Origin of the sequence: Streptomyces siamensis, from assembly GCF_039543605.1 — a bacterium.
Lineage (GTDB): Bacteria > Actinomycetota > Actinomycetes > Streptomycetales > Streptomycetaceae > Streptomyces > Streptomyces siamensis.
Map to the genome: position 1 here is coordinate 59487 of NZ_BAABKB010000031.1, position 22134 is coordinate 81620.

Below are 22134 nucleotides of genomic sequence, written 5' to 3' on the forward strand. Positions count from 1 at the left end.
CTCGACTCCCCTGTCAGTGGCCGAAGTCGAACCAGTTGACGTTCACGAAGTCGGCCGGCTGGCCGCTGGTGAAGGTCAGATAGACGTCGTGGGTGCCCGTGACGGCACCGATGTTCGCCGGCACCGTCCTCCAGGACTGCCAGCCGCCCGTGTTGGCCAGTGCGAAGCTGCCGATCGGTGTGCTCGTACGGCTGTCGAGGCGCACCTCGACCAGGCCGCTGACTCCGCCGGCCGCGCCGCTCGACACCCGGCCGTAGAACTGGTGTGCCGCGGAGGAGCCGAAGTTGACGCCCTTGTAGACGGCCCAGTCGCCGTTCGCCAGCGCGCCGATGTTCTGCCCGCCCCCGGTGTCCGTGGTGCTCTCGGTGATGGTGCCCGACTGGCTGTCGTAGGACTCGGCCTGGATGGCCGCGTAGGCGTCACGGTTGCCGGACGGAGGCGGGGTCGTGGGCGGCGGGGTCGTGTCGCCACCACCGGTCGACTGCAGCACCTGGACGTAGTCGACCACGAGTGGGTGACCGGGGTCCGTGCCGCCGTCGGGGCCACCACCGAAGGCCGCCGGGAACTCTCCGCCCATCGCGACGTTCAGGATGATGAAGTAGCCGTGGTTGGTGGCGTTCGCCCAGGTCGTCGCGTCGACCTGATTCTGCCTGACCGTATGGAAGTTGACGCCGTCGAGGTAGAAGCGCATCTCCTCGGGGCTCCCCGACTTGTCCCACTCCACGGCATAGGTGTGGAAGCCGCCCTGGCAGGTCGTGCCCTCACAGACCTTCTGACCGCCGATGCCGGACTTCTCGTTGCACGGACCGCCCGGGCTGGTACCGCAGTGCATGGTGGCCCACTCGTTGTTCATGCCCTGGACGTTCTCCATGATGTCCAGCTCACCGACGCCAGGCCAGTTCCACCAGTTGCCGCGGTACGGCGCGCCCAGCATCCAGAACGCGGGCCAGTAGCCCTTGGCCGCCGCACCGGTCACGTTCGGCATCTGGATCCGGGCCTCGACACGGAGTTTGCCGCCGGCGGGCGGCTGGAAGTCGGAGCGGTTCGTCTCGATCCGGCCCGAGGTCCAATTGCCGGCCGCGTCACGCCGTGGAGTGATCCGGAGATTTCCCGCGCCGTCGAGTGAGACGTTGTCGGTGCTGGAGGTCATCGTCTCGACCTCGCCGGTACCGAACCCGGCGGGCCCGCCGGGGTAGCTCGTGCCTGTCGTGTACTGCCAGTCGGCGGTGTTGACGCCCGATCCGGCGGAGCCGTTGAAGTCGTCGAGGAAGACCTGGGACCAGCCGGAGGGGGGAGTGGGGGCGGAGGCGTTCGCGGGGAGGGTGGCGGCCGTGGCGGCGGCGGCCGCCAGGCCGAGTGTGCTGAACACGGCGACGAGCACGCGCCTGAGGGGGCGAGGTCTGCCGGGCGTTTCTCTCATGAGGGCCTCTTCGGGTACGGAGTGGGGTGTGCGGGTGTTTTTGAGAGCGCTCTCAGATCAGCTGCGCGGCCAATGTGCTCTCCGTCACTCCGGTCGTCAAGAGGTAAAGCAAAGAAGTCCCCCTCCGTGCATGAGAGTTCACGACGTGAAGGAAGGGCGATCCGGGGAAGCTCCGCTGGTGTGGGCCATTCTCGACGCCGCTGTGGCGGAGGACCCTTTTTTGGTGGGCCTATGGCGGCCCGCCGGGCAGTGGTGGCCGGTGCGCCGCGGGCCATGGCCTTTCCTGGACGGTCACGTAGGCGTGGATGCAAGCGCCGGGGAGCGGACGCCGGCGTGACTGTCGCTGTAGGTGCCGGCAACTCCTTGGACGCCGGGCATCAGCAGGGCGATGTCCCAGGGGCCGGCTTCCGGGAGGAGGAAGGCGTCGAGCTGACCCGTCTTCCGCCGCGGTGAGCGAGCGTCACTCGCTCACGCGGTCGGACAGGTGGCGTCACCGTCAGCCCCTGCCGGCGTCGTCTCCTCGGCTGTGGTGTCGGCGCGGGTGATCGGTCCGGCCGGCCATGCGGCTGTCACCGCGGCGACGGCGACGATGGTGCCTGCCATGACGAAAGCCCAGGGCACGCCACCCGGCTCGTCCACAAGGGTGCCCGCCACCGCTCCTCCGACCGAGTTGGCTGCGACGGGGACGGTGGCGATCCAGGTGTGTGCCTCTGTGAGCATGTCCGTCGGCGCGATCCGGCCCACGAGGGAGATGTAGACCGTGAGACAGGGAGCGATGACGCCGCCGCCGAGCACGAGTGCGACGGCCAGCGCCGCCGGGTCCGGCACGACGGCGAGTACCGCGAGGCTGAGAGCGACGCAGCCGAGCAGCCAGGCGAGTTGCCGGTGCAGCGGCGAGCGCGGCGGCCAGGCTCCGTACCAGAGGCCGCCCACAGCGGAACCCAGGCCCCACACCGCGAGCAGCAGACCGGCCAGCCCGGCGGAGTCGCGGCCGGAGTGCTCGGTGGCGTAGGCGGGTACCGCCACGCTGACGGCGCCGAACCCCGCCCCCAGCGCGCCGACGCAGCCCAGCAGAACGGTGAAGCCGGGCACGCGCAGAGGACCCAGACCGCTGGTCCTGACGCGAGAGGCATGCGGTCGCTGGGCGCGCATCGCGGCGCCGAGTGCGACCAGGGTGGTCCCGGCCAGCGTGACCCCGGCGGCTGCGATGATCGCCGCGGCCGGGGTGGCGATCACCCCGAAGACACCCACCAGCAGAGGACCGATGACGAAGACGAACTCGTACAACGCGGTGTCCGCGGCCAGCACGGTCCCGCGCATTCGTTCCCAGCCGGTCCTGGGGCCGGTCATCCGGTTGCATGCGCCGCGGATGACCGCGGTGAGGGGCGGATAGGTCGCGCCGACGGCGGCGGCCGTCGTGCAGATCAGAGGCAGCGCGCCGGCGCCCTGGGCAGTGACCACCAGCCCGGCCAGGGCCATCGCATGGGCAAGGGCGGTGCCCAGGAGAACCGGCGAAGGGCCCAGCCGGTCGGCGATCCGCCCGATCACCGGGCTGATCGATACCCCGGCCAGGGCATACACACCGACCGCGAGACTGGCGTACGCATACCGGCCGGTCGCCCCCTCGACGAGCAACAGCAGGGCGAGCGGTGTCATGCCGCTGCCGAGCCGTGCGACAACCCCCGTCACGAGCAGGGACATGAGTCCGGGGATCTTTCGGACCTCGGCGTATCGACCTAACGCGTTCACCGGCCGGAACTCCTTCGTGTTGGCTGCCTGCGGTTTCGGAGAGGCGCCAGCGGCGTAAGTTGTGTGTCGCAGCGCCCTGTACTCCTTCGACGCGTCGTCAGAGTTGCGGCAGTACGCGGTCGAAGAACACGCGGTCGGTTTCGAAGACGGGCTGAAGTCGGGAGAACTCCTCAGGTGTGACCCAGCGGGCGTCGCTCACCTCACCCGGATGCAGAACGACGTCGCCTTCCTCGGCCTCCGCCGTCCACCAGTGCAGACGGAACGTGCCGTCCTCGGTCTGTGACTCCCAGACCTTGGCCACGGGCGAGACCCTCAGGCCGACTTCCTCGTGCACCTCCCGGACCAGGGCTTCCGCCTGCGTCTCACCGGCTTCGAGTGTGCCGCTGAGCGGCGCCCAGTACCCTGACAGCCTGGCCAACGGACCCCTCTGGATGACGAGCACTCGCTCTTTTCGTCGCACCACCGCGACGATCGCTTCTCGCTGATCCATCATGCTGCTCCTTCGGCGGTTTCCCGGGCGTAGGAGACGGTGACCGCATCGCGGAGAGCGCCCACGTCACGGGTACGGATGTAATCCGCTCCGCGCCATGCCGCGTACAACTCCGTCGCCACAGTTGCCGGGCCGATCCCGGGAAGGCTGGTTGCGGTGAGGGCCCGAAGGGCCGTGGGGCGAGGACCAGCCGTTCCCGGCTGATGCCGGCCGTTCCCGGCGCGGCCGGACGCTCGGCGAGGAACTCCTCGATTCCCCCGCCCACTTCGGTGACATCGGTCATGGCTTCGGTGGCTGGTGCGCGCCGCTGCACGGAGTGCCCGGCGATCAACCGACAAACGGAGCCCGTGAGTTCCTCGTACGATCCGGGATCGGGTAAGCCGTGGATGTCGTTGAGGTGCGGGGCCCCTACGAGCGGCAGCGAAGCGCTGGAACTGAGGCAGGAACGAGTCGACCGACACCGGCACACTCTCGGCGACCACTTGGTCCATGACGTCGGCGGGCCGCCTGATTTCCTCGGTCGCGTCCACTTCCTGGGCTCCCAGGTGGCTCGCCGCAGGACCCGGTTCGACGCTGTCGGCCCCCTCCGACCGCAGCCGCCGGGCGCGCCCCGACGCTCCTTCAGCGCCGAGGTACCGGCCGCCATGCGGGAACGCGTCTGCTGTCCTGTCGACGACCCCGACCAGCAGGGGCCGGCCCATGGCCATGGGCGAGGAATCCAGGTGCTGAGCCATGACGGTGCCTCCCGGGTCGATCCCAAGAAGCCCAGGCGCGCGGCACACGTCCATGTGACGAAGCCGCTCCCCGATGGTTGCACCCATCTCGACACGCCAGTCACGGCTCGACCGCAACTGTAACCGAGTCACGAATTCACCGGTAGTGGCTCAGGAACAGCCCCTTGCGCAGGGGAGGCGCAATCGCCCCGGTCCGGTGCCGGCGATACGTCTTGCCCGTCCCGGTGAAGAAGACTCAGGTTGCGAAGCCGTGCGCGAGCTGAACCTGAACTGCCGGGTGCGATGGTGAGGGCCGAGGGTGCGGGATGTGCCCGACGCAAGTACGCGGCTCTTCTGGATGTCGCAGGCGTCGCGTGCCTCGCGCACTTCGACCACCCGGTCGCGGCGATGGTTCTCGGTGGGCTCTTCGCTTTGTCGTTCGTCGTGGGGTTCGGGCTGCGCCGCAGAGAGCCTTCGGCGAAGCTCCGACTGGACCTCGGTCAGTCGATGCCTTCGACGATGCGGAAGTCGCGCTCGACGCCGTCGGAGAGGGCGACCAGCGCCTCCTGGTAGGCCGCGCTCTCGTACGCCGCGACGGCCTGCTCGAAGCTGTCGAACTCGACCAGGACGGTGCGCTCGGCGATTCCGGCGCCATGCGCCTGGACCCGACCGCCACGGACGAAGGTCCGACCGCCCCCGGCCGCGACGGCCGGAGCGGCCAGCTTGTTGTAAGCGGCCAGCTTCTCAGGGTCTGAAATGGTGCGGTAGACGCTGACCCAGTAGCCCTTGGGCATGGAACCTCCAGTGTGGGGATGAGTGCATCCGACTTACAGGTTGGTCTCGGACGAGCGTCGGCGGGCGAGAGCGAGGCTTGTCAGCGTCGTGATCGCCATGGCGCCGATGCCGACCAGCGCCGCGGTGGTGTAGGCGCTGTCGTCGGGGAAGAGGTGGCCGGGGCCGGTGCCCGCGGCGAGGATCAGGCCGCCGATGGCGCTGCCCAGGGAGTACCCGACGCTACGGACGACGTAGTTGAAGCTCATGGCGCTCGACGTCTCGCTCTTGGGGGTGACGGCCAGGATGACGCCGGGCATCGCGGCCGAGAAGCCGCCGACGCCGAAGCCGAGCACGCCCATTGCCGCGAACAGTTCGGCCAGGTCTGACCGGGCCGCCGCGAACAGGGCGAACCCGCCGCCGACCACGACGGCGCTGCCGGCCAGGAGCAGGGGGTCGGCGATCCGCGTTCGGACCCGCGGCGTGAGCTTGCCGGCGACGAACCCCAGCACCGAGAACGGGATGAGGACCAGCCCGGCGACGAAGGTCGTCAGCCCGAAGCCGTAGCCGGCGCCGTGCGGCGTCTGCGCGTACCGGGTGATGAGCGTGAGCAGGAGGTACATGCCGATCCCGCCGACGAACATGGCGAGGTTCGCCCCGGCGACCGCCGGGTGCCGCACCGCCCGCACATCGACCAGGGGCGTCGTGCTGCGCAGCTCGATGACGGCCCAGACGCAGAGCAGCACCACCGCGACGACGGCGAGGCCCGCCGCCACGGCGAGGTGCCGGCTCCACAGATTCGGTTCGCCGGCGAGGAACAGCACCAGGAGCAGCGCAGCGGCCAGGACGACCGCGCCTGCCACGTCCACGTGGGCGGAGCGGCCTTCGGGGGCTTCGGGCATGGAGCGCCACGCGGTCAGGAGGGCGGCGGCGGTGACGACCAGGCCGAGGCCGTAGGCGGCCCGTACCCCGCCGAGCTCGGCGAGCAGTGCGGCCAGCGGGTAGCCGACGCCGGCCCCGATGATCGAGACCACCGAGATCAGGGCGATCACGCCCGCGCTGCGCTCCTCGGGGAGGTGGTCCCGGGCCACGCCCATCATCAGCGCCGTCAGCCCGAGCCCGACGCCCTGGGCCGCCCTGCCGGCCAGCAGCCACGCGAACGGCAGCGGCAGCACGGTGAGCGCGCTGCCGGCGACGACGACCGCCAGCGTGGCGAGGATCGTGGCCCGCCGGTGCGGGCCGGCTCCGAGCCGGCCCAGGACCGGCGTGGCGACGGCGCCGCTGAGCAGGGCGACGGTCAGCGTCCACTGCGCGCTGCCGAGCGAGACGTGGAACGAGGTCGCCACGCTGGTGATGAGCGGCGTCCCGAGGCTGGCGACCGCCGCCACGACCAGAGCGATGAACATCAGGGCGGGGACCAGCAGCCGCGCCTCGGAACGCGCCACCGGGAACGCCTTCCCCGCGACCCTGCCGCCCGGCTGCCCGGTCACGGCTTCGGTCCTTCGCGGTCCTGGCTTTCGAGCTCTGCCAGATGCTTCAGCGCCGGTAGGGCCGCCACCAGCGCCTCGACCTCGTCGCCGGTGAGCTCGCCGATCAACCGCTCGAACGCGTGGACGCCCGCCTGGCGCCGCGTCCGGACATAGGAGGTGCCGGCTTCGGTCAGGCACACCAGCGTGACCCGCTTGTCGGACGCGTCGCCCCGTCGCTCGACCAGGCCGGACTGCTCCATCACCCGGACCAGGGCGGTCATCGCGGGCTGGGTGACGCCCTCGACTGCGGCCAGATCGGTGATGCGTCGCGGGCCGCTCCGGTCCAGGGTGGCCAGGGTGGCGGCGGACGTCAGGCTCATGTCCCGGGGCAGGCGTCGTGTGGCCCTGGTGGCCAGGCCGTAGAGGGCTGCCCCGATGGCGGCGGACGCGCCAGGAGCGGTGTCTTGACGACTCATGCTCGAAGCATAGCATTTTTATATACATGATTTATGGAAATGGGGCTGGCGCGGGTGGCCTCGACCGCTGGGAGCCGGTGACGTTGCGGTGCGCAGCCGCATCGACTTCAAGTGCGCCCTCGGCCTGGAGCTGGAAGACCCCGGCTTCCACCACGGCGTCCTGTCCGACTCCCGCGACCGGCTCGCCGAGGGCGACCGCGTCGACCGGCTGCCGGGCCTCGCGCTCACCCGGATCCGGCGGGCCGGCTTGCTATAGGGCCGCGGCACCCAGCGCACCGACTCCACCCACATCCGGGTCAGCGCCATGATCCAAGAGAAACGGCCTAGATGCGCGAGTTGCGCAGCGACTGCCACACGGCGCCGGCCAGTGCCCGGGTCGCCCGCGGGACCGACAGATGCTCGTGCTTGCGGTACAGGGCCCAGTTGTACTGCACGAGCGACAGCTTGTTGGAGGACAGTGATCCCGCCTGATGGGCCCTGTAGACCGCAAGCGGCTCAGCCAGGCCCCGGGCGTCAGCGCCGTCCCGCATGATCAACAGCCAGAGGGCGTAGTCCTGGCGCTTGCGCATCTCTGGCATCAGCCTCGTACCCAGGACATTGCGGTCGTACATGGCGGTGAGAGCACCGATGTGGTCCTGGACCAGCATCGCGCGGTAGTCCACGTGCTCCCGCGCACGGATCACCCGCCCGTTCGGGACCCAGTCGGTGCTCTCGCCGTCGTAGTCGGCGTCCATCTTGAAGTACGAGGTGAACGTCAACGGCGCAGTGGCTTCCGCAGCGAAGGCGAGCTGCTTCTCGGTCTTCTCCGGGAGCCACATGTCGTCGCTGTCGAGAAAAGCGACGTAGTCCCCGCGGGCCCGTTCGATCGCGAGGTTGCGGGCCCGGCCCGCACCGCCCTGTTCGGGTGCCGACTCGGGCAAGACGCGCTCGTCCTGCTCGGCGAACTCGCGGAGCAGGTCCATGGAGCCGTCGGAGGACTGGTCGTCGGTGACCAGCAGCTCCAGGTCGCTGTGGGTCTGCGTGAGTACCGATCGGACGGCTGCGCCGAGGGTGGCTGCCGAGTTGTACACGGGCATCACGACAGACACCAGGGGCACAGCGCTTCTCCTTGCCAGACCAGGAACGACGGTCCATTCAAGCACCGCGATCGAGCAGGAGCTGCCATGGGGCGCCGAAGTTGGTGTCCGGGCTCGACGCCAAATCATTGGATGTGATCAAAGGTTTCTACGACGGCATCTTGCTGACGGCAGTGCGGGTATCCGAGACCAAGGTCGCCGAGTTGCGCCAGGCTGATCGAGAACATCTTCCGGTTCGTCAACATCTCCATGGTCAACGAGATGGCGACGCCGGCCGCTTCCCTCGGCGTGAACGTCAGGGAGGTGATCGACGCTGTCGCGACCATGTTGTTCGGGTTCACGCGGTTCACCCCGGGGCCTGGGGTCGGCGGGCACTGCCTGCCTGTTGACCCGTTGTTCCTCTCGTGGAAGACCGAGCAGGAGCTGGGGATCCTTTCCGGTTCGTGGAACACGCAGACGACGTGAACCGTCACGTGCCCCACCACGTCGTACGACGTCTCGTGGAAGCACTCGACAAGCGCGGCATGCCCGTCAGCGGATCTCGGATTCTGCTGCTCGGCTTGACCTACAAGCAAGTACGACGCCATCGACCTTGGCAATTCACCTTCGGCACGTGGCGCCGTACTGCTCATCGGCCTCGGTCCGCGCCCCCTCAGCCTGACGACTTCTCGATCGCGTCTGGCGGGCACAGTGGCCCAGCATCGGGATCGGTATCGGGCAGTGCCCGGTCGGGTCATGCTGGGGTGAGCACGATCTTCTTTCCGCCGGCCCCTCCGGTAACCACCCGGGCGAACGCAGCCGGGCCTTCGCTGAGTGGCAGGGGTTCCGGTGCGAGTTTCAAGGTTCCCGCGGCGGCCTGCTCCGCCAACTGGGCAAGCTGCGCGGCGTCGGGCTCGATGTAGAGGTCCCCACTCGTGATGCCTCGTTCTGCCGGAGGCGCGTCCGAGGTCAGGGAGCACAGTCGGCCGCCGTCCCGCACCAAAGGCAGGGCGGTGTCCGCCGTGCCGGCAGCGATGATGAGGGCGGCGTCGAACCCACCGCGTACCTTGGCCGACCAGGTCGCATCGTGGTAGTCGACGACCTCCGTCGCTCCCAGACCGAGCAGGCGCTCCGCGGCGGCAGCAGACGCGGTCGCGGTCACCTCGATGCCCTGGGCCGCGGCGAGCTGGATGGCCAGGGCTCCGGTGGCCCCGGCTCCGTTGGTGATCAGGAGCCGCTGTCCTCGGCTGAGGTCCAGCTTCTCCAAGGCCTGCAGCGCGGTGAGCCCGTTGACCGGCAGCGCCGCCGCGTGCACGGCGTCCAGCCCGGGTGGGCAGGCTGCCGCGTGATCCGCGTTGATCAGAACGCGTTCGGCCCAGAAGCCGCTTCCTCCAGGCAGCGGGGCCTCGTGTGCGAGCACCCGGTCGCCCACGGCAAACCCGGTGACATCCGCACCGACGGCCAGTACCTTGCCCGCGCCCTCCACTCCCAGCGCTGCCGGGGGGCGCAGCCCCACGTCCCAACTGGCGTCGATGGGCAGTCCGTCCCACGGGCCGACCCCGGCCGCCTGAACCCCCATCAGAATCTGACCGGGCCCCGGAGGCGACGGTTCGGGCAACTCCAGCAGGGCGACTTCCTTGTCGGCCCCGGACACTCCGCACGCCTTCACAGCAGATCTCCGTCCTCTCACTCAGTCCGGCCGATCGGGAGGCACGGACCGGAACCCACAGCTGGCAGCGGTTGTGAACCTGGGATCCCCTGCAGAGGTGGCTCGTGGTCTCAGCCGCATCGGTGCAGAGCCTATGCGGCCAGTGGCCCGGGCACGTGGTCCATTTGAAGCGTGTCCAACTGGGCCAATCGTGGAATGGATCCGCACCTGGACCTGCCGATCGAGGCCCTGCGGCAAGCCCGCAACCCCTACCCCGTCCCGCGCACATCCTCCCCGAGCCGCCGCACGGCCACGCGCCCGTGCACGGCCCCGCGCGACAGTCAGCGGTGCCTCCGTCGACGGTTCGTCAGGCGGGGCCGCGACGTCCGACGTGATCAGGCGGGAGAAGGCCGATCGATGCCTTCGGGTGTCACCACGGGCTTCAGAAGTCGTCCGCCCCGTTGCGGAGTTCGGGAGTCCAGTAGCCGGTGAGTGCCTTCGCCGGGTCGGCGGCGATGCCGTCGCTGCCGGGCGCGCTGACGGCGATGACCGTCGAGTCGCCCTCCAGCGTGACGGAGAACGCCGACACGGGCTCGTTGTCCTCGTCCACACCGCCGTCCGACACCTTCAGCAGGGCGTAGGCCGGGGCCCCTGCCGAGATCACGACAGGTGCGGCCGGCTTGCTCTTTGCGACGGCCGGGACATCCTGCTTGTGGCTCTCCAGGAGCTGGACGTGCGGGAAGCCTGCCAGGCGGCACGCGTGCCCGGAGGTGTTCTTCGCCGTGAGCACGAGATGGGTGTACGGCGGACCGTCCTGAGTGGCGGCGGTGATGGTGACGTCCCCGGCCGTGCACACCGGGGTGGAGCTGGCAGCCTGCCTGCCGGTCGAGCCCGCGGAGTCCGCAGACCCCGAAGACGCCGAAGAGCCCGAAGACCCCGAAGAGCCCTGCGACCCGGTCGAACCGGCCGAGTCGGTCGTCCCCTCCGTTTCCGACGCGCCGTCGGTCTTGCCGGCCGCCGCCGATTCGCTCGCCGAGGACGACGCGGAGGACGAAGCTTTGCTGTCGTCGCCACCCTGGCAGGCGGCGAGGGGGAGAGCGAGTGACGCGCAAGCGACGGCGAGCAGGGCGGGACGGCGCAGGAGAGTGTTCATGAAAGGTTCCCCGATGAATTGGTGCGGAGCCGCAGGTCTGTTGCCGGCGGCCGTGGTCGTCTGGTCGGTGTACCGCGGTTCTGAACTGCCCTTGCCTGTCCGGTAGCAGGACAGGAGGGTGTGCACGAACCCGTGCCTTCAGTCGATCACCGCGCGCCGTCGTCTCCCAGGCAGTTCACCCGGCAGAACTACCGACTGTCATACTTCTGCCGGTGGCTCGCGCAGGGAGAGCCGGACGAACGGAGACTTCAACAGTGCGCGGTGCCACGCCTGTCGGCAGTGACTTCGGGCACCAACTGCGCCACCTGCGCACGCGCGCCGGACTCAGCCAGGAGGCACTGGCCCATGCGGCCGAGGTCAGCGTGAGAGCACTGGCGGACATGGAACGCGGGCGCACCCGGGGACCGCAGCGCCGTACCGTTCAGGCTCTGGCCGAAGCGCTGGGACTGGAAGGCGACGAGGCGGCGTGCCTGGAGAAGTCCGCCGCCCTGGGCCGACCGCGCCCCCGCACCCCGGACGGCCCGGTCGCGCCCGCCACGTTGGCCCTCCCGCGCGACATCGGGGACTTCACCGCACGAGCCCCGGCACTCGCCCGGCTGCTGGAACTGGCCCACGACGCCGAGCGCGGCCGGCCGACGGTCACCGTCGTCACCGGGCAGCCGGGCCTGGGCAAGACCGCGTTCGCCGTACACGCGGCGCATCACCTCGCTCCGCACTTCCCCGACGGGCAATTCGCCCTGGACCTGCGCGGTATGGACCCCGAGCCGACCCCGCCCCGCGACGCGCTGTCCCGGCTGCTCGGCGCAATGGGCATCGCCGACGCCGCGATGCCGGCCGACACCGACGACCGTGCGGGCCTGTGGCGATCCCTGGTCAGCGACCGGCGCGTGCTCCTGCTGCTGGACAACGCCGCCGACGAGGCCCAGGTCCGCCCCCTGCTGCCCGCTGCCGGACCGTCCCTGACACTCGTCACCAGCCGCAATTCCCTGGCGGGCCTGGAGTCCGTCCACCGCAGCGATCTCGCGCTGCTGAGACGCGAAGAGGCGGTGGAACTCCTCACCCGCATCCTGGGCCCGGAACGCGTTCAGGCCGAGGCTCAGGCGGCACGGGACCTCGCGGACCTGTGCGGACACCTCCCACTGGCCGTCCGGATCGCCGGCCAACGGCTGCTGAGCCGACCCCACGAACGACTGAGCAAACTCGCCACCCGCCTCGCTGCCGAAGGACGGCGCCTCGACGGCCTGCAGGTCGGCAATCTTCGAGTGCGTGCCGCCTTCGCGCTCTCCTACCGGCAACTCGCCCCAGAATCAAAGACTTTCCTGCGCCGGGCCGCACTGGCCTCCGGCGCGGACTTCAGCCCGGAAACCGGTGCCCTCCTGGCCGGGCTGTCCTATGACGAGGCGTTCGCCTGTGCGGAGGAGCTGACCGACGCCGGACTGCTCCAGAGCGATGCCAACGCCGAGCGGTACAGCTTCCACGACCTGCTCAGGCTCTACGCAGCCGAGCTGACCGAGACGGAGGACGGCCCCGGCGACCGCGACGCCGCCCTCGACCGCATCGCTCGCTGGATGCTGCGCCGGGCCACCGCCGCCGCGCTGCACTTCGAGGCCGACCCGGTCCTGGCCGCACCGCACCGCGACCCGGACCCGGACACGGCGCCCGTCGGCAGGGACGAGGCGCGGGCCTGGCTGGAGGCCGAGCGTGCCCAGTGGCTCGCCGCACTACGCCGAGCCCACACGTCCGGCCGGCACCGAGAGGTCCTGGACACGGCGGAGGCCATGCACTGGTTCTCCGACGTCACCCAGCACTGGGAGCAGTGGGTCGAGGTTTTCGCGTGCGCCGCAGAATCCGCGCGCTCACTGGGCAGCAGACGGGAAGAGGCAGTCCACCTCAATTACCTCGCTTGGTCCTACAACCTCTGCGTCCACGACCCCGACGCCGCCCTGACCGCGGCCGATGCCGCGCTCACGGCGGCCCGTGAGTGCGGGGACGGCCTGCAGGAGGGCTGGGCACTCGGCTACGGCGCGGGCGCCCTCCACCGCCTGGGCCGGACCGAGGAGGCCCACGGGCGGCTGCGGAAGTCGGCCCAGTGCCTCGCCGCACAGGAGTCCCCGCAGGCCCGGCTGGCCGAACTGACCATCCTCAACACCCTGGGCACGCTGTTGCGGCAGACGGGTCGGCCGGCAGAAGCCCTCGACATCCACCGCCGCAGCGAGCGGATCTGCCGGGAGGGGATCCCGGGCCGTCCGGACGAGCTGATCGCCCTCTACCACGCGGTCGCCCGGCAGCAGATCGGCAATGACCTCGCGGCCCTGGAACGCTGGCACGAGGCCGAACCGCCGTTGCGGCAAGCACTCGCCGACTTCGAGGCCGCCCAGATGCCGGCCTGGGTCGAACAGGCCCGCCTCGACCTGGGACGGGCACTCGCCGCCACGGGACACCCCGAGGCACGGCAGACACTCCTCGCCGCCCGCGACGCCCTCACCGCGTTGAAGAGCCCGCGTCAGGTCGAGGCCGCCGCCGCTCTCGCCGCCCTCGACCAGGTCACCACCGCCGGGTGAGACCTGCGCCCCGTACCCATGCCGGCTGTTCTCCACGGTCCGGGCCAGGGTCCGTCTTCAAGGATCATCGGATGGTGGATCATGGTGGAGCGATACGCCGTCATGAACTCACCGATCAGGACTGGGAGTTACCCGCTCCGCAGACACCGCGGGCCGCCACTGGCCGACCGCGTGTGTCGGACCGGCAGGTCGGATCCGGGCCCTGCATGCCTACCTGCGCCGGCGCAACGCCAACGCCCGCCACCGCGACGTCATGGCTGCCGAACGCAAGGAACGCGCTCGTATCCGGAGCGAGAGGGGCATCCGCTGGGGTGGGCGCCCCTCTCAAAAGCCGTCGCCTGACGAATCCGGCGAACCGATGCCTTCACGACCCCGCAGTCGGCGGGGTGAAGTGTCGGACGTGTGGTCCTGAGCGCCGGATGGACCCTCAACGCCGGGCGTGACGGATCTTCAATCGTCCGAATCCCATGGTCCCAAGGATTCGGATCGTCGGCCCACCGGAGCGGGGACGCCGCGGGACCTTGTAGCGCAGGTCCTTCCACTGAGTGCGCAAACCTCCGACGTCGACGACCGCGTCGCGAGGCACCGTGATTCTGGCCCCGCCGGTTCCGAGCTGCAGCTCGATGTCGATGACCGGATGCTCGATGATCGCCCGGGACAGATCCAGTCGCGCCCTTCCGTACGCGGACTCGACCTTGAGAATCCGAGGTACCCGCCATGCGCCTCGCCGCTGGATCCGTCCGCTGGCGGCGGCGATGGTCGACGTGGTGCCCGGGCGCTCCTCCGGGAGTGAGGCCAGAGCCGACACAAGCCGGCTGTGCGCCTTGGCGGTGAGCACCTGGTGAAGGCGTTCGTCCAACTCCTCGTGCGAGATGAGCCCTTCGGCGTACGCCTCCTGCAGGCGCTGCACAGCCGTATCGCGGTCGTCTTCGCCGATCAGCGGCAGCGAGTCTTCCGGTAAGGAGGTCACCGTTTCACCCTACTGCCGTGCCGGCGACGCGAACGCGGCAAGGTCCAGCGGGCAAGGCACCCGACGGGAAGACCAACCGGTGGTCATCATTCATGGCCTTGATCGTCCAACGCGGCGTACCTATGCGGTCACAGAACTGGCGGGAACGCGATGCCCGGCTGCCGGACAGCGTGAGGATCCCTCGACTCCGCCGACGGCCAGGGGTGTTGTCGTTTCTGGCGAATGTCCAGAAAAGGGGTCGAGCAGGCCGCAGGCACCCGCCGGCGGGCCGCTCGCCGCTCACGCTCGCCCCACCTTTGACGCACGCATACTTGGTGAGGGTGCCTGTGTGGTGGGCGTGCGGGTCCAGGGCGACTTCCATTGCGACGGTCAGTTCACGGAACGGGTTCGTGCTGCCCGGATCGGGTGGGCAGCGATGCACGCCGGGTGCCGCGGGCACTGCTCATCTCATTGGGTGTGGCGATGCTGCTGAGCGCGCTCATCGGGGGAGTAGCTGGAATGGCCGAGGCCTTTTGAGGCCGTGACAGCCCTTTTCCGAACCCGACTCGGGTTGCCGCGACCGTGGCGTGAGGGGAGCATTGCAATTGCGTGCTCGGCGACGAGTGGTCGCTCTCGCCTGCCCTGGGGGCACTTGTCGAACCCCATTTTCCGCAATGCTCGATGCGTATCGTGCGTGAGAAAGGAAAACTTGTGAGGAATCGCAGGAAGCAGCAGATTGCGACGGCAATGGCATCGGCGGCCGTGGTGGGAGCACTCGTCACCATCGGGACCCCGGCCTCGGCGGCACCTCTGCAGAACGGCACGGCCTCCCTCGCGCCGGGGCGTACCCTCCAGGACGACGGTTCCGGCAATACACAGGGCGGCACGCAGGACGGTTCCGGGAACACGCAGGGCGGCACGCAGGGTGGTGGCTCCGGGAACACACAGGGCGGCACGCAGGGTGGTGGCTCCGGCAACACACAAGGCGGCACGCAGGGTGGTGGCTCCGGCAACACACAAGGCGGCACCCAGGGGGGCTGATCGCGGAAACACCCCCGAGAAAGTCGGCACCTCGCGGCACGACCGCGAGGTGCCGATGTCTGTCCAGGTGAATTCGGTACGCCCTGTCCGGGTGACACCGTCGTGTCGTTGCGGTGGTGGACTCACGTAGTGCGACAGCTTGGTCCCCACGTTTTCTGTCATTGTCCGACAGTAAGGAAGGGCTGCTGTGAGACGGTGCGGCATCTACGCGACCCTGGCTCTCGCCGCCGCGACGGCACTGGCAGGCGTAACAGCAGGCCAAGTATCCGCGGAAACCCGCAATGACCCCGAGCCTCCCCTCGTCAACGTTCAGATCGTTAACTCCCAGGGCGGCACGCAGATCGGCACGGGTAACACCCAGGGTGGCACTCAAATCGGTTCGGGTAACACGCAGGGCGGCACGCAGAACGGCACGGGTAACACGCAGGGCGGCACGCAGGGTGCCGGCAACGGCAACACCCAGGGCGGCACGCAGGGTGCCGGTTCCGGGAACACGCAGGGCGGTACCCAGGGCGGCACCGGGACGAGCCTTGACAACGGTGCTGTCTCAGGGCCGTTGGCCCGAGTCCTAGGTCTCTTGCGGCTCACGCCTTGACGTGATTCCTCCGACCGACGCGTTCCCTCCGGCCGTCGTCGCTCACAAGGAACGATCTGGTCACCTAAATGCATGCATCATCCGTCGGCGCAGGCCGGACTCGCTGTTCGCCGACCGCGGCTACGACCACGACATCGATCGAACAGTGCTTCTTCCCGAGGATCGGGCTCGGGTGCGACGACGGCGCGTAGCCGGCTGATGCTCTGCCGCCACTTCGGGCCGCTTGGTGTCTCGTCCCAGAGTTCGGCGAGTTCGGACTTCTCGGCAACCACTCGGTCGAGTGCCTCGGCAGCAAGCGGCCGCAGCTCGTCGGCGAAAGTCGGGAGGGCTTCGTCGGGTCCGTAGCTTGCACTGATCCGTTCACCGCCCGGGCTCTGCGCCGCGATGAGGGCGGCGGCTGCGACAGCCTCTGCGCCCTCTGGGCTGTCGAGGCCCTGTGCCGTGGGGCAACCGGGTAGGACGACGCCACCTGGACCGCGGACTCTTGCGGCTGCGGACCAGGTGGCGTTCAGCGGGCGGCGGCTTACTCGGCGAGGAGCTCGACCGGGATGTTGCCGCGCGTGGCGTTGGAGTACGGGCACACCTGGTGGGTGGCCTCGATGAGCTCTCGACCGACTTCCCGGGGCAGGCTGTCCGGTAGCTTCGTACGCAGGCTGGCTTCGAGCTGGAAGCCGCCCTGCCCGTTGGGGACGAGGCCGATTTCGGCGGTCACCGACATGCCCGAGACGTCGATCTTCTTCTGCCCTGCCACCAGCTGCAGGGAGGTGGCGAAGCATGCCGCATAGCCCGCCGCGAAGAGCTGCTCGGGGTTGGTGCCGTCGCCGGTGCCGCCCAACTCCTTCTGGAGGGCCAGCTCGACGTCCAACTTGCCGTCCGAACTGAAGGCGCGGCCGTCGCGGCCGGTCGCGGTCGCGGCGGCGGTATACAGGCTCATGTCCTGCCCTTCTGGTAGACCGATCGGCCAATCTGTTTGGCGCATTCAGCGTATGGAGACAAGGAGTCGCTCCCCATGGCTCACCGTCTACGTTTCATATCTGATCGTCTTGTGCGCATCGGCCTCGCGATACGATCTGGCGATGGACGTGCTCAGCGATGCGATCGGCGTCATGCGTACGGGGCGCCCGCATTCCACTGAAATCCGCAAGCACGCTCCGTGGGGTGTGCGGGCCGAGCCGTTCTCCGGGACCGGCTTTCATGTGGTGCTGGAAGGGACATGCTGGCTGATCCCGCCGGCCGGCGCCGCGATCGCCCTGAGCGTGGGCGATGTGGTGTGCCTTCCGCACGGCTGCGGGCACGCTCTGGCCGACAGCCCGTCGACGTCCCTGACGGGCGCGTCCTCGGCCTCCCTGCGGGAGATGGCGCCGAGCGCCGACGACGGCGAGGGAGCCACGACGGTCCTGCTGTGCGGCGCATACACGCTCGACCAGACCCGGCCACATCCACTGTTCGAGGAACTGCCCGAGGTCATCCACCTTCCGGCACGTCTCGGCCACCGCACGCCACTACGTGCTGCCGTCAACCTGCTCGGCGACGAGATCGCCAACCCCGGCCACGGAACCGAAGCGGTCGTGTCGGCCTTGCTGGACATCATGCTGCTGTACATCCTGCGGGCCTGGCTCGACGAGCAGAGCGACGACGGCCCGGCCACCGGGTGGGCCGCAACGCTGCGCGATCCGGCGATCACCGCAGCGCTGCGCCATATCCACCAGGAACCCGCCGAGCAGTGGACGGTCGAAGCGCTGGGCGCGAAAGCCGGACTGTCGCGCGCGGCCTTCTCCCGCCGGTTCACCGCGCTGGTCGGCAAACCGCCCCTCGGCTACCTGACCTGGTGGCGGATGACCCTGGCGGCGCGACTGCTGCGCGACAGCGACCAGCCGGTACAGACCGTCGCGCAGCGCACGGGGTACACCTCCGAATTCGCCTTCGCCAAAGCGTTCAAACGAGAGTACGGCCTGGCCCCCGGCCGCTACCGCCGGCAGTCGCGGAGGTAGTCCGGTCAGCACGCCGTGACGACGACGGCCTCCTGTTGGGCGCCGACCTGATCTGCCGCTGACCGCTCGAGGTCCGTCATCGATCGGGCACCGAGTTCGCGGGGCTCGTTACTCTCTGCCGTATCGCTCACGCAAATGCCGCCGTTGTTCCGCGAGCACCGGAGATCCCAACACCACGGTCGCGATCTGACGGTCGCCACGGCACGAGACCGTGAGAGCTGTGCACGTTTCCCCGTACACGCTCGTGCACGTCGACCTGTACGCCGACGGAAGGTGCCGAGAGCGGCAGTTGTTCGGTTCCGGGGCCCGGCGGCGGCCTGGTGATCCGGGGGCCTGGCGGGTCAGGGGGTGGTGGCGTCGGACCGGCGCAGCAAGTGCTCGACGGTTCTGGTCGGCGCACCCGGGCACCGTGTGGGCGTGCGCTGCTGTGCCCGTTCGCGGGAGGTCGGCGGACCGCTCGCGGAGTCCCGTCTGTGACCCTCTGGTTGGGGGCTGGGTGTGGTGTGCCTGTTGTGCCGCGGGTGTGCGTGGTGAAGTGTGGGCCTCTGACAACGGTGAAGTGTGGGCCTTTGACAACTCCGACAGCAGGGAGCGTTTCTTCCGATGAGCGCACAGCCCGCACGTCCTGAGCACAGCGGTCCCGAGACCGCCTCGGTCATGGATGTCTCGCCGTTCAAGCCTTCTCTCGTCAAAGCGGTGTTCAGGGACCTGACCTCGATGCACGTCTCTCGGTCGGCCGCATGGGTCGCCGCGTCGGTGACGCGGACAGTGCTGACGGAGATCATCGACGGCGCGCGGAGAGCGGCGGCGGAGGAGGCCCGGAAGAAGCTGATTCCAGGGGACCTTCTTGCGGCGCTCGACCGCAACGTCGAGCTCGAGGTGGGGGACAAGTGGTACGAGCACAGCCCGACGTTTCAAGGCCTGACCGGTGTCCTGTACGACGCCGAGGGTGTCGTTGTGCCTTCTCGCAAGCGCAGCAGGTCGCGCAAACCGAGTGCTGTGGTCGGCGCCCACAGGTTCGAGGCCGGGGTCAAGAGGCTGCTGCGGAGCCAGGGCGCGACGGCCGTCCCGGCGATGGTCCGCGACCTGGACGGAATCGCGAGCGTGTTCCTGACGGACCTCGCCCGGGACGCGGCGGTGATCGTCCGCGAGGGCGGGGCCAAACGTTTCGGTACGGTCACCCCAGTGATGTCGGGTGAACCGGCCCCACCCCCGTTCCTCAATGATTCCCTCCGGGCCCTGTCCGCCCGGAGGGGGGACGGGCGGACCATCGGCAGGGATGACATCCTGGCCGCCACCACGATTCAGTTGTCCGGTGGCAACCTCAGGCAGCGAGCCCTCACCGAGGCACGCGAGGCGACACGGAACAGTTCGGCCTGCTGAGCGGGTGCGACCAATATCGCCGCCTGCACCCCATCCGCCACCGCAGACTCGCCAATTGAGATGGCCTCTCATGCACGGACATGGACGGGCATCGAGGTCACCGCGGAACGGCAGTGTCCTTAGTCGTCGCTCGGGGATCGAAGCGGGCGAAGAATGCCGACGGCCTCGGGGGCGACGGCGAAGGCACAGCGGAGAGGGAATCATGTGCGTCCTCCCTCGGGCCGATAGGCATCTCGGTCCTGTTGCAGGCGCCACAAGTCCTGCATGAGACCGGTCTGATTGATCAGCTCGTGGAAGGTGCCGCTCTGCACGATATGCCCCTGGTCCATCACCACGACGCGGTCGGCGATGGAAGTGTTGGCGAGGTTGTGGGTGACAAGGACGACGGCTCGGTCGCCGGCCAGGGCACGAAGCCCGGTGAAGATGCGGTGCTCGGCCCTGGGGTCGAGGTCGCTCGTGGGCTCGTCCATGACGAGCAGGCCCGCGTCGCGGTGGGCCGCTCGGGCTACCGCGACGCGCTGCCATTGGCCTGGGGAGAGTGCCACCCCGCCCCACCACTCCCGAGCCAGCAGGGTGTTGAGTCCGGAGCGCAGAGTTGTGAGGACGTCGTCGGCGCCACTTGTCTCGGCTGCACGAAGGACTGCTCGGTCTCCTTCCGGCCGGGGTTGGCCCAGGGTGATGTTTTCGCGTGCCGTCATGGGCCAGCGGGCGAAGTCCTGTGGGACCACCGAAGTCTCTCGCCACATCGCGTGCGGATCCAGATCCGCGACGTTGACGCCGTCCCAGGAGACGGTGCCGCTGGTGGCCAGGTTGAGGCCGGACAGCAGCTTCATCAGGGTGCTCTTGCCGGACCCGTTCTCTCCGATCACAGCCACGATCTCGCCTTGGCGTACGTCGAAGTCGACGGCGTGGAGGGTGTCCTGTGTGGCTTCCGGGTAGCGGAAGGTGACCTGTCGGAGAGTGATGTGCTTGGGCCTGCGGGGTACGAGGGTGCCTCGATCAAGGCGCTGACCGGCGGCCTCGTTGACGAAGCGTTCCCAGTCGTCGAGGTACAGACCGGTGCGGAGCAGGTCCCGGCCGTATCCGACGAGTCCTTGCAGACCGGTGGCGGCAGAGCGTAGGGCGAACACGGCGGTGCCGGCTGCTGCTGCGGAGATCCGGCCGGACCCCAGCAGGAGGAGGACCGTGCCCCACACGAGCGCTGTCCCGAGTCCGGTGGCGGCAGCGCCGACGAGAGTGACCTTGGCTCGCTTCCAGGTGGCGGTGTTGCTGGTGGCCTCCACACGTTCCGCGCTCGCCCGATATTTCTTCAGGAGGTAGGGGGCCAGGGTGTCGGTGCGGACTTGGTCGGACTGGTCCTTGGCGATCAGGTGCCAGCGGAGCATGTACATCACGCGACGGTCTTTGTGGGTGGCGACTGTCGCCAAGTAGGTGATGCGCTCCCCTCGGATGCCGGCGACGGCCTGTGGTACAGCGGCCAGTACGAGCAGCGGAAACAGGAGGGGGTACAGGCTGGCCAGCACGACGGCTGCTCCGACGAGGGTGGCGAGGGAGGAGACGTAGTTCTGGGACTGTCCGATCATGTCGCGGCTGACGTCGACGCCTCGCTCGGCGGCATCGAAGCGGTCGTTGAATCCCGGGTGATCGTAGGCAGCTTGCTCGGCGTTGGTAGCTGCCTCCAGCATCCGGAACTCCGCCTCGCGGCTGATCCGCGGCGACAGCCGGTTGGACAGAGCCTGGACCGCGATGCCGAGCAACGCGCGCAGGCCGGCCGTGCCGGCGAGGACGGACACGGCGGGGACCGCCTCGCTCAGCCGGCTCGTGTCCTGAGCCGTCGCGATGAGCGCGGAGAACGCCTGGGTGGTCGCGAACAGACCGAGTGCGCCCGATCCTCCCGAAACGACTTGGCAGGCGAGCAGGACCACGACTGTTCGGCGGTCGACCTGCCACGCCAGGGAGAAGGTCCGCCGGATCAGGGAGGGAAGACGTCGGGCCATGCTGCGTCCGGTCAGCAGGTCGGCGAGTTCCAGGCTGTCCCCGCCGGGATGGTCGAAGGCCAGAGTCTCCTCGGCGACGGGCGTCGTGGAGGCATCGTCCCGTTCACCGTTCTCGTCGTGCAGCTTGCTCGGGGTGTCACTCGTGTCGCTCACAGGCACTCGAATCCTTCCTGTAGAGGAGCGTTGGACCTGGTGTGCTCGGCGGCGTTTGGTTCGACGACGCAATGGGGGTTCGAACATGCCCGGTTCCAGACGGACTGCAACCCTTGGAGAGCGCGGCTCCGGCCGCGTAAGGCCTGCGTCGGGGGCGTCCACCGAGCATTCGATTTGGCCGAAACAACCACTGGACGGGGCGGGGTCGGACTGAAAGCGAGAGCTTGGCAGGCCGGCATGTCTGCGTGGGGGCATGAAGCATTGACATGGGTAAATCGGGGGTTGGGTGGCGGTATTTGAACCCGCGACCTCTCGCTCCCGAAGCAACTTGGGCAGGGGTGCTGATGGGCACTCGGGCCGGCATCCCCGCTTTGTCGCAGGTCGACGTATCGGCCCGTCACGCCTGCCGCGGATTGCGATGCCGTGGAGACTGCACCACCTGGTCCCCAGCGCGGCCGAGCCGCGGGCGCAGGTCGCGGTCGGGTCATGCGGAGGGTTAATCCGGCGACGAGGCATTGAT

At 69.2% G+C, this 22134-nt stretch carries 20 protein-coding genes, 3 pseudogenes and 1 riboswitch; of the genes and pseudogenes, 8 read left to right on the forward strand and 15 right to left on the reverse strand.

The window, feature by feature from the left end:
- Positions 1-13: 13 nt before the first annotated feature.
- The 7 genes from ABEB03_RS33135 to ABEB03_RS33165 form a co-directional block, all read right to left on the reverse strand.
- Positions 14-1420 carry a glycoside hydrolase family 16 protein gene (locus tag ABEB03_RS33135; protein ID WP_345656528.1) on the reverse strand — a complete coding sequence of 469 codons (1407 nt, stop codon included), beginning with the start codon at positions 1418-1420 and terminating at the stop codon, positions 14-16.
- 468 nt (positions 1421-1888) lie between these two features.
- Positions 1889-3169 carry an MFS transporter gene (locus ABEB03_RS33140; protein WP_345656529.1) on the reverse strand — a complete coding sequence of 427 codons (1281 nt, stop codon included), beginning with the start codon at positions 3167-3169 and terminating at the stop codon, positions 1889-1891.
- 97 nt (positions 3170-3266) lie between these two features.
- The gene (locus tag ABEB03_RS33145) at positions 3267-3662 is read right to left on the reverse strand and encodes an NUDIX domain-containing protein (RefSeq protein WP_345656530.1); all 396 of its coding nucleotides are present in this window, start codon (positions 3660-3662) and stop codon (positions 3267-3269) included.
- Positions 3659-4447: a dihydropteroate synthase gene (locus tag ABEB03_RS33150; RefSeq protein ID WP_345656531.1), complete on the reverse strand. Its 789-nt coding sequence runs from the start codon at positions 4445-4447 to the stop codon at positions 3659-3661. The genes ABEB03_RS33145 and ABEB03_RS33150 overlap by 4 nt, the downstream gene beginning before the upstream one ends.
- A riboswitch (ZMP/ZTP riboswitch) is annotated at positions 4416-4507 on the reverse strand. It overlaps the preceding gene by 32 nt.
- Positions 4508-4872: 365 nt before the next feature.
- Positions 4873-5166 (reverse strand): DUF1330 domain-containing protein, encoded by a 294-nt coding sequence (locus ABEB03_RS33155; RefSeq protein WP_345656532.1) that lies wholly within the window; start codon positions 5164-5166, stop codon positions 4873-4875.
- Positions 5167-5199: 33 nt separating this feature from the next.
- On the reverse strand, positions 5200-6633 hold the full coding sequence (locus ABEB03_RS33160) for an MFS transporter (RefSeq protein ID WP_345656533.1): 1434 nt from the start codon (positions 6631-6633) through the stop codon (positions 5200-5202).
- A complete protein-coding gene (locus ABEB03_RS33165) occupies positions 6630-6992 on the reverse strand; it encodes a MarR family winged helix-turn-helix transcriptional regulator (RefSeq protein WP_345656612.1) in 363 nt (120 codons plus the stop codon). The genes ABEB03_RS33160 and ABEB03_RS33165 overlap by 4 nt, the downstream gene beginning before the upstream one ends.
- A 184-nt stretch (positions 6993-7176) precedes the next feature.
- On the opposite strand from ABEB03_RS33165, the gene ABEB03_RS33170 reads away from it, so the two are divergent.
- Complete coding sequence (locus tag ABEB03_RS33170) at positions 7177-7344, forward strand: hypothetical protein (protein ID WP_345656534.1); 168 nt, start codon at positions 7177-7179, stop codon at positions 7342-7344.
- Positions 7345-7411: 67 nt separating this feature from the next.
- Here the strand turns inward: ABEB03_RS33170 and ABEB03_RS33175 are convergent, their stop codons facing one another.
- Complete coding sequence (locus tag ABEB03_RS33175) at positions 7412-8185, reverse strand: glycosyltransferase family 2 protein (protein ID WP_345656535.1); 774 nt, start codon at positions 8183-8185, stop codon at positions 7412-7414.
- Between the two features lie 104 nt (positions 8186-8289).
- Positions 8290-8505, reverse strand: a complete 216-nt coding sequence (locus ABEB03_RS33180) for a hypothetical protein (protein ID WP_345656619.1) — start codon at positions 8503-8505, stop codon at positions 8290-8292.
- On the opposite strand from ABEB03_RS33180, the gene ABEB03_RS33185 reads away from it, so the two are divergent.
- Entirely contained in the window at positions 8426-8629 is a 204-nt protein-coding gene (locus ABEB03_RS33185; protein ID WP_345656613.1) for a hypothetical protein, read from the forward strand. The genes ABEB03_RS33180 and ABEB03_RS33185 overlap by 80 nt on opposite strands.
- Positions 8630-8897: 268 nt before the next feature.
- On the opposite strand, the gene ABEB03_RS33190 is transcribed toward ABEB03_RS33185, so the two are convergent.
- Together ABEB03_RS33190 and ABEB03_RS33195 are read right to left on the reverse strand one after the other, a co-directional pair.
- Positions 8898-9797 (reverse strand): NADP-dependent oxidoreductase, encoded by a 900-nt coding sequence (locus ABEB03_RS33190; protein ID WP_345656536.1) that lies wholly within the window; start codon positions 9795-9797, stop codon positions 8898-8900.
- Positions 9798-10233: 436 nt separating this feature from the next.
- Positions 10234-10944, reverse strand: coding sequence for a DUF4232 domain-containing protein (locus ABEB03_RS33195; protein WP_345656537.1), 711 nt, complete (start codon positions 10942-10944; stop codon positions 10234-10236).
- Between the two features lie 254 nt (positions 10945-11198).
- On the opposite strand from ABEB03_RS33195, the gene ABEB03_RS33200 reads away from it, so the two are divergent.
- A complete protein-coding gene (locus ABEB03_RS33200) occupies positions 11199-13505 on the forward strand; it encodes an ATP-binding protein (protein WP_345656538.1) in 2307 nt (768 codons plus the stop codon).
- Positions 13506-13698: 193 nt separating this feature from the next.
- A pseudogene (locus ABEB03_RS33205) lies at positions 13699-13827 on the forward strand (IS630 family transposase); the annotation flags it as partial.
- 105 nt (positions 13828-13932) lie between these two features.
- On the opposite strand, the gene ABEB03_RS33210 reads toward ABEB03_RS33205, so the two are convergent.
- Positions 13933-14475: a DUF1707 domain-containing protein gene (locus ABEB03_RS33210; RefSeq protein ID WP_345656539.1), complete on the reverse strand. Its 543-nt coding sequence runs from the start codon at positions 14473-14475 to the stop codon at positions 13933-13935.
- A gap of 588 nt (positions 14476-15063) precedes the next feature.
- Here ABEB03_RS33210 and ABEB03_RS33215 point away from each other — a divergent pair.
- Both ABEB03_RS33215 and ABEB03_RS45475 read left to right on the forward strand, forming a co-directional pair.
- The gene (locus tag ABEB03_RS33215; protein WP_345656540.1) at positions 15064-15495 is read left to right on the forward strand and encodes a hypothetical protein; all 432 of its coding nucleotides are present in this window, start codon (positions 15064-15066) and stop codon (positions 15493-15495) included.
- Between the two features lie 581 nt (positions 15496-16076).
- Positions 16077-16268, forward strand: a pseudogene (locus ABEB03_RS45475) (hypothetical protein); the annotation flags it as partial.
- Positions 16269-16305: 37 nt separating this feature from the next.
- On the opposite strand, the pseudogene ABEB03_RS33220 reads toward ABEB03_RS45475, so the two are convergent.
- Both ABEB03_RS33220 and ABEB03_RS33225 read right to left on the reverse strand, forming a co-directional pair.
- Positions 16306-16671 (reverse strand): annotated as a pseudogene (locus ABEB03_RS33220) (DUF4259 domain-containing protein); the annotation flags it as partial.
- A complete protein-coding gene (locus tag ABEB03_RS33225; protein ID WP_345656542.1) occupies positions 16614-17024 on the reverse strand; it encodes an organic hydroperoxide resistance protein in 411 nt (136 codons plus the stop codon). The pseudogene ABEB03_RS33220 and the gene ABEB03_RS33225, both read right to left, overlap by 58 nt.
- 142 nt (positions 17025-17166) lie before the next feature.
- Between ABEB03_RS33225 and ABEB03_RS33230 the strand changes: the two genes are divergently transcribed.
- Both ABEB03_RS33230 and ABEB03_RS33235 read left to right on the forward strand, forming a co-directional pair.
- On the forward strand, positions 17167-18081 hold the full coding sequence (locus ABEB03_RS33230) for an AraC family transcriptional regulator (protein WP_345656614.1): 915 nt from the start codon (positions 17167-17169) through the stop codon (positions 18079-18081).
- A gap of 603 nt (positions 18082-18684) precedes the next feature.
- Positions 18685-19464: a hypothetical protein gene (locus ABEB03_RS33235; RefSeq protein ID WP_345656543.1), complete on the forward strand. Its 780-nt coding sequence runs from the start codon at positions 18685-18687 to the stop codon at positions 19462-19464.
- A 200-nt stretch (positions 19465-19664) separates the two neighbouring features.
- Here ABEB03_RS33235 and ABEB03_RS33240 read toward each other — a convergent pair whose 3' ends face one another.
- Positions 19665-21614 carry an ABC transporter ATP-binding protein gene (locus ABEB03_RS33240; RefSeq protein WP_345656544.1) on the reverse strand — a complete coding sequence of 650 codons (1950 nt, stop codon included), beginning with the start codon at positions 21612-21614 and terminating at the stop codon, positions 19665-19667.
- Positions 21615-22134: the final 520 nt, after the last annotated feature.